Origin of the sequence: Moorena sp. SIO4E2 (genome assembly GCF_010671945.1) — a bacterium.
In the GTDB taxonomy this organism is placed as follows: domain Bacteria; phylum Cyanobacteriota; class Cyanobacteriia; order Cyanobacteriales; family Coleofasciculaceae; genus Moorena; species Moorena producens.
This window is the reverse complement of sequence record NZ_JAAHIE010000298.1, coordinates 1-9062: the sequence shown is the minus strand read 5'-3', so window position 1 is coordinate 9062 and position 9062 is coordinate 1. Positions and strand designations below refer to the sequence as shown.

Here is a 9062-nt window from a genome sequence, read left to right as displayed (position 1 = left end):
GGAAATTCTAGACTCAGGCGACAACCTCCCAATCCATATTCATAGGACGATGGAGACCAAGACGCATTCTCATCCCCCAATACCGCTAAGCTAATCACAGGTTTTTCGTACAAGTCAAATGCCCTGTAATGATATTGCTACATTCGCTTGGCAAAGGTTGATTCTTTTTGGCTTTGTACCTCTACATGAATCAACACCCAAGTTTCATTGCCACCACAGAGCCAGACCTGGAATAATTTATCAGCGATCCGTTTTCCTGACTCGGCAGCACCAACTATCTGCTGTAGCTCTGTATCAAGGGATTGGGGTGTCTGATTCCAATCAATCAGAGTGTGAACTTCGGGAAAACAAAACTGTAAAAATGACTCAAAATAGGCTTGTAATGCTTCTTTACAAGGATTGTCATAGTCAGCTATTGGTTCGTTCATTTCTATCTTTTAATACTACACTAATACTAAAAAATATCTAATCATAAAGAGACAAATAATCTTATTTATATCATAGTAGTAAATGTAGAAATTTGTATATAAAAATATAAGACTATGGAGAGATTAATACTAAAATTACTGAAAGCAATCTCTAGGATTTATAACTTAGGTTAAGTACACAATTTTAAAATTTTATGGAAATTGTTCTAGTTCCTGGTAACCATGACCTGAACTGGACACTAGCAGAGGAGGCTGATCAGTAATGCGATCGCATAAGCGCGGAAGCTGAGGCCGTAGGCCACGCTATGCGAACGCTTCATCGCGTAGCGGCTCAATGCTCACGCATCGCATTACTGACTTTGGATTGATCGAACAACTGGCCGTTGCTGGATTTCGCTTCTTCCTCCACGGACACATTCACAGAGCCGAAACCAGCCTTTTCCGTTACGACAAAAGCCGATATGGGAGCAAACTCGACCAAATTTGTGCTGGCACCTTTGGCGCACCACTTAGTCATCTCACTTCCCACACTCCCTGTTCCCAGATCCGCTGTTCCCTATTCCCTGTTCCCTTACCTTACTGATGCCTCTTTCTCCAACAACAGTGTCACAGGACCATCATTTTCTATAGAAACTTCCATCATCGCACCAAACTCACCAGTTTCTACCCGCAACCCACTCAGCCGTAACTTATCCACAAATAGTTGATATAATGCCCTAGCGTATTCTGGAGCAGCGGACTGACTAAAGGAAGGGCGGCGTCCTTTGCGACAATCTCCATAAAGGGTAAACTGGCTAACCACCAATAGCTCACCACCTATATCCTGCACGGACTTTTCCCAACGATTATTACCAGTAGTTTCGTCTGGAAATAGCCTTAATTCTAGACACTTTCGCACCATCCAGTCTAATTCAGCTTCCGTATCAGTATCCGCAATACCGACTAGTAGGTTTAGCCCTCGCCCTATTTTCCCAATAACTCTTCTATCTACTTCGACTTGAGAAGATTTTACTCGTTGGATGATTACGCGCATATGTAGCAGTTCTCAATTGGCTGAGGTACAAATTTTTGGGTTTTAGGGAACAGCGGATCTGGGAATAGGGAACAGGGAGCATACAGGAGTTAAGAGAAAAGTCGGCAGTCGAAAAAAATTTTATGTACCTCATTAGATTATAAAACAATACGAAAGGCCATTTTAATAAAAATGGATTTTTTTAATCCATAAAAGCTTGATTTAGTAAGCTTCAGAGCAATTATTTTATACTCATTTATAATCGCCACACTAGGCCACCATTTATTCCCGATTCCCGATTCCCGATTCCCGATTCCCGATTCCCGATTCCCAGATCCGCTGTTCCCTCTTAAAAACTTATGATACCTACAAACTAATTAACGATAATACCAAAAGAAAGGCAATTTCTAACAGATAAGTAATGCAAACGCTACGGTTTAATAAACCATCCCAAAGATAGCCTTGACGTTTGGGACTATTACTACGCTTAAAGGTACGACTCCAGCCAGTAAAAATAGCTGGACTGCGCAAGTTAAACTCCTGAGTCAAAATTTCCTCAATTTGTACCAAACGGGGATAGAAACCGCGCTGGAAGTGTTTCCATTGACTTTCTAGAATCCAGAAGAACAGGGGAATAGCACACCCAATCAGGGCGATGCTATTCTGTTTTTCTTTTAAGACCATGCGCACAACCACACCAGTGGCCGTAATCCCCAAGGCTTTAATCACCCAGATTTGTTTGTTGTAATCTTCTACAGTAGTTTGCAGGAAAAAATATTCCTGTTTGAGCAGATTTAGCTCGAATTCTGAGCCCGATGGGGGTTGGGGGTCGATGGGTGATGGACTAGACATAACGTTAGTGTTCAAGTAACACAAAGTGTTTGTTGTGCAAAACCTTTTGCATCGCTTCCATCTGAGCTTTGGCCTGTTGCAGCTGACTTTGAAGTTGCTGAATATCTTCCGATGGTAATGATGTTACTTCAGAATAGGATTGAAACCCAGTATGGGTTTGACCATTACCGACACCAGGATGCGTTCGCGTAGCGTGACCTACGGTCAATCCCATGTACTCAACGGTTTTGGCTGGCCCCTTCACCGCAGATTTAGCTACTGGTTGATATTCTCTCGACCGAGTCTTAGTCACCAGTGGTTCACGGTTTGACTGGAAGCTAGAACTAGTATATACAGTGTAGTTAATTGGCTGCTGTGGCAATTTCTGATTGTCTATCTGATTGTCTATCTGATTCTCGATCTGATTTTCTAAAGGCTTATGTTGAGTAAGGTTCTGCTGGGATTCTGAAAGCCTAAGTTTTTCTAATAATTCTTCCTTTTTTTGACTTTGTTGTGCTAAATCTGATAACTGTGACTGAAGTTGGGATGACTGTTGAGCAGACTGTTGCCATCCTGCTATGGCGACACTGGCCATACCAGCTCCCAGGCTAATCACCGTTGCTAAGGTCAGGTAAGGCGTTGCCGCATCTCGCACATGACCGTAGAATAGTTGCTCCTCCTGTACTTTAATGGATAATGGCTGAGCACCGAACCAGCCTACGGGTAACGTCAGCCCAGCAAATACTGTTGCTGAAATCAATGCTGGTCTAAACACAAATTTCTGAAGTGGGGAGGAAATCATAGATGATATTATTGCCCTTAACAACAGGTCAGTAAGAGTCCCGAAACCCTAGTCATCTTAACTAGTCTTCCCCTAGCTTATTTAAAATAATTTTGGTTAGTTGTGAGCCAACTCTAAAATAATTGTGATTATTTTCAGCAATTTTCGTGAGCCATATCACAATTAGTATGGTCGAAATATTTAGGGCGATTATATCAACAATACTATAGGTATAGAAAACTATGTAGTGTTGATGTTCCAGACCTTAAAGTGGCATACTCTCATCGTAAGAATTAAGTTATCAGCACCCAGTTATCAGCACTAACTAGTCAGTTTTTAAACCATGGCTGTTCGCGTAGCGTGCGCGTAGCGCTTAAGCTGATAGCTAATAGCAGATAGCTCAGATAGCAGATAGCTCACAGCTCCTAAGGGCTGAGATGGCTGACATCATTGATTAACTAGGAGATTGAAAAGAAGTGACATTCCTTTCTTATCCTAGAGCGATTTAACGATTAAGGCAGTTGCAATCTTTAGATAATTAGAGGAAAAAGCATGTTGACTAAATCAGAAACTGCAATTGCGGCAATTGATGCCAGAGAGATATTAGATTCTCGTGGACGTCCAACAGTAGAAGCCCAAGTGCGCCTTGTGAACGGTGCCGTGGGAATTGCCCAAGTTCCCAGTGGTGCTTCTACTGGTACTTTTGAAGCCCATGAACTACGAGATAATGACCCCCGTCGCTACGGTGGTAAAGGGGTACTCAAGGCAGTATCGAATATCAAAGAAAAACTCGGCCCAGACCTATTGGAAAACGATGCTCTCAACCAAATGTTGGTTGACCACAAGATGATTCATCGGGATGGTTCGGCCAACAAAAAGACTATGGGAGCAAATGCCATCCTAGCTATTTCCCTAGCTACAGCTAAGGCGGCGGCGGCCAGTAAAGGACTCCCCCTCTACCGCTACTTAGGTGGACCACTAGCTAATCTACTACCAGTTCCGTTGATGAATGTGATCAACGGTGGTGCTCATGCGGATAATAATGTAGATTTTCAGGAATTCATGATTGTGCCAGTGGGAGCGAAGTCGTTTCGAGAGGCTCTGCGCTGGGGAGCTGAGGTTTTTGCCGCCTTGGCTAAGGTTTTGAAAGAGAAAAAATTGCTTACCGGTGTGGGAGATGAAGGTGGCTTTGCTCCCAACTTGGGGTCAAATAAAGAAGCGCTAGACTTATTGATTGCGGCTATAGAAACATCTGGGTATAAGCCAGGAGAACAAATTGCTTTAGCGATGGATGTGGCAGCCAGCGAGTTCTACAAAGACGCTCAGTATGTCTATGATGGACAGCCTCACTCTCCAGAAGAGTTTGTTAACTATCTAGCTGAGTTGGTGGGGCAATACCCAATTGTTTCTATTGAAGATGGACTCCACGAAGAGGATTGGAGTAATTGGCAGTTGCTCACTGAAAAACTGGGTTCCCGTATTCAGTTAGTGGGTGATGACCTATTTGTTACCAATCCCACCAGGCTACAAAAAGGTATTGATATCGGTGCTGGTAACTCGATCTTGATTAAGCTCAATCAAATTGGTTCCTTGACCGAAACTCTTGAAACTATTGACTTAGCAACTCGCAACGGTTTCCGTTCCGTGATTAGTCACCGTTCTGGGGAAACCGAAGATACTACTATTGCTGATCTAGCGGTTGCTACTCGTGCCGGTCAAATTAAAACAGGTTCACTGTGCCGTAGTGAACGGGTGGCTAAGTATAACCAGTTGCTGCGGATTGAAGATGAATTAGGCGATCGCGCCATTTATGCTGGAACTTGTGGCATGGGACCCCTTTGTCAGGGTTGAAGGTTAGGAGGTTGAACGCGATTGCGTGGCCAATAGCCTAAGGTTAGGAGGTTGAAGGTTGAAGGTTGAAGGTTGAACGCGATTGCGTGGCCAACGGCCAAGGTTGAACGCGATCGCGTGGCCAATAGGCCAAGGTGATTTGGTGGGGAGTGTAGGAGGAATGGTTTTTTCCTATCTCCCACCACGTCTGGTGTCTTCTGCACATCGGTCCGACAACCGATTCACGGATAAAAACTCAGTTGAGGCAAGCCTAGGGTTTCGTCCCAACCCATCATCAGATTCAAACACTGTACAGCTTGACCAGCTTGACCTTTGAGCAAGTTGTCGATGGCTGACATAACGATAACTCGGTCAGTTCGGCTATCGACTTCTACCCCTATGTAACAAAGATTAGTGCCACAAGCCCACTTGGTTTGGGGATAGGTGCCACTGGGTAACACCCGGACAAAGGGAGAGGCGCGGTAGAAGGCTGTGTAAATAGTGAATAAATCTTCCCTGACTAGTCCCGGATCCTGCAATGTGGCATAAACGGTAGCTAGGATTCCCCTTACCATGGGAACGAGGTGGGGTGTAAATTGCACCCTGACTTCGTGACTGGCTAAATGACTGCAAATTTGCTCAATTTCTGGGGTATGGCGGTGATGGGTCACGCCATAAGGGGCTAGAGAGCTGTCAGCTTCTGCTAGTAAGAGATTGGTTTTTGCCTTGCGTCCACCCCCAGAAGTACCGGATTTGGCATCGATAATCGCAGTGTCTGGAATAATCAGACCCTGTTTGAGCAGGGGAGCAATGGCGAGCAGGCTGGTGGTGACGTAGCAACCAGGACAACCGACTAACTCGGCAGAGGAAATGCGATCGCGATACAGTTCCGGTAAACCATAAACAGCAGTAGCAGCGGTTTCTTGGTCGTGGCGCTCTCCACCGTACCAGCTTTTGTAAGTCTCAAGTTTACTAAATCGATAGTCAGCTGAGAGATCGAGAACTTTTAATCCTTTTGATAACAGTGATGGTGCTAGCTTATGGGCTAAACCGTTAGGCAAGGACAGAAACACTACCTGACAACGGGATACAATAGTATTTATGTCAATAGGCTCAATGGTTAGATTAACACGATGGCCTAGATGAGGGTAAAGCTCGGCAAATCCCTTGCCAGCACTGCTTTCTCCACCCAAATAAACTACATCGACTCCTGGGTGATCCATCAAGAGCCTTACAAGTTGTACGCCACCATAACCAGAAGCACCAATTATGCCTACTGGCAGGCGTTCTAAATCCCCCATCATCTTCCTTTCCTATAGGGTAAGAGCTTTGACATCCTCCCCCACTAAGGGCTAATTGCTGGCTCAGTGGGAGATTTTCAACCTTGGGCCTGATTATACACCTGCTTGCGGGACTCTTGACTAGACCAAGAACAACCTCAGTCCCCGTCAGACCCTCTCCACAGGCATTTTCATTCACTGTCTTGGGAACAGTGGCTCAGTTTTCTACGTCCTGTTTTAGCACTATTTGTGCAGTTGCCACATCTGTTAGTCAATCCGATCACTAACAAAAATTATCCCCTAGCAACGGTTCGTTAAAACTGACTAAGTTTACCCTAATCCCTCAGTTATTGGCAACATTTGAATGGCACAAGACCAGTTGTGATTTCGTAAGCATTCAGCTATCAGCCCTTAGCGGTCAGCTTAAAACAAGCTATCCGGCTGACCAGTTCAACGGACTCAAAGCCAAAGACTATAAATTCCTCGCTCAGGGGAGGGAACTGATATTAAACGAATACTTACCTGTTTCATTCAAAAGCACCATCTGTAGCACCATCTGTAGCGCCTTAGCTGATACCTGACGGCTGAATGCTTACGTGATTTTCCAAATCACAAGGCGCTGACATCGGAACCTGCTTCTGGTGATTAAAAGCCTGGTCTATCTACCAAGCCAGCAGCCGAACTTCGATAGACTATACTAGAAACCAAGAACATCTAACCGGGTGCATCGAATATTTGTAAAAAAGGAAGTGTGGGGAGGGGGGGGAGTGTGGGAAGTGTGGGAATTTTCGGGGCAATTTTTGCCTAATTTCAGGCATTGAGATGCACCCATCTCACCTCATGTCAAGTGTCAAACTTGGGAAAATGAGCTATAATCATTCTCCCATTGATTTCAAGCCCATTCAATAATTAAACAAAAGCAGCAAGCAAGTGGAATCACCCAAAACTGATGTGTATAAGTTTGATAGCATTGATGATGCTCTGGCAGACCTGAAATCAGGTCAACCAGTGGTGGTGGTTGATGATGAAAATCGGGAAAACGAAGGAGACCTAATTTGTGCTGCACAATTTGCTACCCCTGACATGATTAATTTCATGGCAGTGGAAGCACGAGGGTTGATTTGTCTGGCGATGACAGGGGAGCGCTTGGATGCTCTAGACCTTCCCCTAATGGTGAGTAACAACACGGACACTAACCAGACAGCGTTTACCGTGAGCATTGATGCAGCACCCCACTTAGGGGTGACCACTGGTATCTCCGCTGAAGACCGTGCTCGTACTATCCAGTTTGCGATCAACCCAGTAACCAAACCCAGTGATTTGCGACGACCTGGTCACATTTTTCCCCTCCGTGCTAGAAAGGGAGGCGTATTGAAGCGGGCTGGTCATACGGAAGCAGGGGTTGACTTATCAAGATTGGCAGGTTTATACCCAGCGGGTGTGATCTGTGAAATTCAAAATGCTGATGGCTCCATGGCTCGCTTGCCAGAGTTGATTGAGTATGCCAATAAGCATCAACTCAAAATTATCAGTATTGCTGATTTAATCAGTTACCGCCTCAAACATGACCGCTTTGTTTATCGAGAATCCGTTGCCCAATTCCCCAGTAATTTTGGGAATTTCCAGATTTACGCTTACCGCAACACGTTAGATCACTCGGAGCATGTTGCCGTTGTAAAAGGAGACCCGACTCAGTTCAAAGACCATCAAGTGATGGTGCGGATGCACTCAGAATGTTTAACGGGAGATGCCTTGGGTTCTCTGCGCTGTGACTGTCGAATGCAACTACAAGCTGCCCTGAAAATGATTGAGAATTCCAGTGAGGGAGTCGTGGTTTATTTGCGGCAAGAAGGCCGAGGGATTGGTTTGGTGAATAAGTTGAAAGCTTATTCCTGGCAAGATATGGGACTGGATACCGTAGAAGCAAATGAACGTTTGGGATTCCCGGCTGACCTGCGAGACTATGGCATGGGAGCACAAATTCTCAATGATTTAGGAGTTAAGAAAATTTGCTTGATTACCAATAATCCTCGGAAAATCGCTGGTTTAAAAGGTTATGGATTGGAGGTAGTCGATCGGGTACCATTGTTGATTGAAGCTAATGACTACAATTCTAGCTATCTGGCAACTAAGGCACAGAAGCTGGGTCATTTGCTGTTGCAGACCTATTTAGTTACGGTAGCGATTCATTGGCAAGACCAACCCCAGCAGGTGACAGAACGTTATGAGCGTTTAGAAAAGCTAAGGTCTCTAGCTCATAGTCAGAACTTATTATTGCAGGAGGAGTCACGACCTGTAGCGTCCGCAGTTTTTGAGAAACCTGCTTTAATGGTACACTTAGGGTTTGATCAGCCTGAGCTAGCAGCACTAGATTGGTACGAATCTAGTGACCATCCCTATGTTAATGCGATCGCTAATATTTTAGACAGCGTGATTGAATGGCCTGAGCTAAGATGCTTGGAATTTTTAGTATCTTCTGGACACGATCCACTGACGAGTTTACAAATACTCTTAGACCGAGAGAAGTTCCCCTTGACGAAGCGACCATCTTCAGTGTTTGAGAATTTAACAACTCAGAAAATTTATAGTTTTGATCGCTCCATGGAGTAATATCAATTATTGCTTTTAGTCATTAGTTATTACTTATTTGTTAACCCAACACCCATGCTAATGATTTAATCTCTTTTAATTTCTTTGGTTGCTTGATATAGAAAAAGCCTCTTGCCAGTTTAGACAAGAGGCTTTTTCTATTAACTATTATTAAAATAATATATATCCTGGCACTGAGCTATTTTAGCAGGCAGCTACCCACCAACTATCTTCGCCGCAGCTACGTTTCACCTCCGAGTTCGGGATGGGGTCGGTGTGGTTCCGTAGCGCTATAAGCACCAGGAAGTGGT

10 protein-coding genes and 1 rRNA gene are annotated in these 9062 nt (G+C 44.6%); 4 read left to right on the top strand and 7 right to left on the bottom strand.

Annotated elements, in window-relative coordinates:
• Window positions 1–137 precede the first annotated feature (137 nt).
• On the bottom strand, window positions 138–428 hold the full coding sequence (locus tag F6K37_RS24745; protein ID WP_008188651.1) for an RpnC/YadD family protein: 291 nt from the start codon (window positions 426–428) through the stop codon (window positions 138–140).
• A gap of 334 nt (window positions 429–762) precedes the next feature.
• On the opposite strand from F6K37_RS24745, the gene F6K37_RS24740 reads away from it, so the two are divergent.
• Window positions 763–1011, top strand: a complete 249-nt coding sequence (locus F6K37_RS24740; protein ID WP_131827069.1) for a hypothetical protein — start codon at window positions 763–765, stop codon at window positions 1009–1011.
• Here F6K37_RS24740 and dtd read toward each other — a convergent pair.
• From dtd to F6K37_RS24725, 3 genes are all read right to left on the bottom strand, one after another.
• Entirely contained in the window at window positions 1000–1461 is a 462-nt protein-coding gene (dtd, locus tag F6K37_RS24735) for a D-aminoacyl-tRNA deacylase (protein WP_287252791.1), read from the bottom strand. The two genes, F6K37_RS24740 and dtd, sit on opposite strands and share 12 nt — an antisense overlap.
• A 345-nt stretch (window positions 1462–1806) precedes the next feature.
• A complete protein-coding gene (locus F6K37_RS24730) occupies window positions 1807–2292 on the bottom strand; it encodes a hypothetical protein (protein ID WP_287252788.1) in 486 nt (161 codons plus the stop codon).
• A 4-nt stretch (window positions 2293–2296) separates the two neighbouring features.
• Window positions 2297–3073 carry a hypothetical protein gene (locus F6K37_RS24725; protein WP_287252785.1) on the bottom strand — a complete coding sequence of 259 codons (777 nt, stop codon included), beginning with the start codon at window positions 3071–3073 and terminating at the stop codon, window positions 2297–2299.
• 531 nt (window positions 3074–3604) lie between these two features.
• Between F6K37_RS24725 and eno the strand changes: the two genes are divergently transcribed.
• Window positions 3605–4903 (top strand): phosphopyruvate hydratase, encoded by a 1299-nt coding sequence (gene eno / locus F6K37_RS24720; protein ID WP_008188642.1) that lies wholly within the window; start codon window positions 3605–3607, stop codon window positions 4901–4903.
• Here the strand turns inward: eno and F6K37_RS24715 are convergent.
• Complete coding sequence (locus F6K37_RS24715) at window positions 4894–5106, bottom strand: hypothetical protein (protein WP_287252782.1); 213 nt, start codon at window positions 5104–5106, stop codon at window positions 4894–4896. The two genes, eno and F6K37_RS24715, sit on opposite strands and share 10 nt — an antisense overlap.
• A gap of 18 nt (window positions 5107–5124) precedes the next feature.
• A complete protein-coding gene (argC, locus tag F6K37_RS24710; protein ID WP_008188640.1) occupies window positions 5125–6183 on the bottom strand; it encodes an N-acetyl-gamma-glutamyl-phosphate reductase in 1059 nt (352 codons plus the stop codon).
• A gap of 329 nt (window positions 6184–6512) precedes the next feature.
• Between argC and F6K37_RS24705 the strand changes: the two genes are divergently transcribed.
• Together F6K37_RS24705 and ribBA are read left to right on the top strand one after the other, a co-directional pair.
• Window positions 6513–6743: a hypothetical protein gene (locus F6K37_RS24705; protein WP_287252779.1), complete on the top strand. Its 231-nt coding sequence runs from the start codon at window positions 6513–6515 to the stop codon at window positions 6741–6743.
• A 349-nt stretch (window positions 6744–7092) separates the two neighbouring features.
• Window positions 7093–8772 carry a bifunctional 3,4-dihydroxy-2-butanone-4-phosphate synthase/GTP cyclohydrolase II gene (gene ribBA / locus F6K37_RS24700; RefSeq protein ID WP_287252777.1) on the top strand — a complete coding sequence of 560 codons (1680 nt, stop codon included), beginning with the start codon at window positions 7093–7095 and terminating at the stop codon, window positions 8770–8772.
• A 165-nt stretch (window positions 8773–8937) separates the two neighbouring features.
• On the opposite strand, the gene rrf is transcribed toward ribBA, so the two are convergent.
• Window positions 8938–9055, bottom strand: a 5S ribosomal RNA gene (rrf, locus tag F6K37_RS24695).
• Between the last annotated feature and the right edge of the window lie 7 nt (window positions 9056–9062).

Excerpts from the sequence above, each read along its gene's own strand:
- F6K37_RS24745 (WP_008188651.1), bottom strand. The coding sequence starts at position 428 with ATGAACGAACCAATAGCTGACTATGACAATCCTTGTAAAGAAGCATTA.
- F6K37_RS24740 (WP_131827069.1), top strand. The coding sequence starts at position 763 with ATGCTCACGCATCGCATTACTGACTTTGGATTGATCGAACAACTGGCC.
- dtd (WP_287252791.1), bottom strand. The coding sequence starts at position 1,461 with ATGCGCGTAATCATCCAACGAGTAAAATCTTCTCAAGTCGAAGTAGAT.
- F6K37_RS24730 (WP_287252788.1), bottom strand. The coding sequence starts at position 2,292 with ATGTCTAGTCCATCACCCATCGACCCCCAACCCCCATCGGGCTCAGAA.
- F6K37_RS24725 (WP_287252785.1), bottom strand. The coding sequence starts at position 3,073 with ATGATTTCCTCCCCACTTCAGAAATTTGTGTTTAGACCAGCATTGATT.
- eno (WP_008188642.1), top strand. The coding sequence starts at position 3,605 with ATGTTGACTAAATCAGAAACTGCAATTGCGGCAATTGATGCCAGAGAG.
- argC (WP_008188640.1), bottom strand. The coding sequence starts at position 6,183 with ATGGGGGATTTAGAACGCCTGCCAGTAGGCATAATTGGTGCTTCTGGT.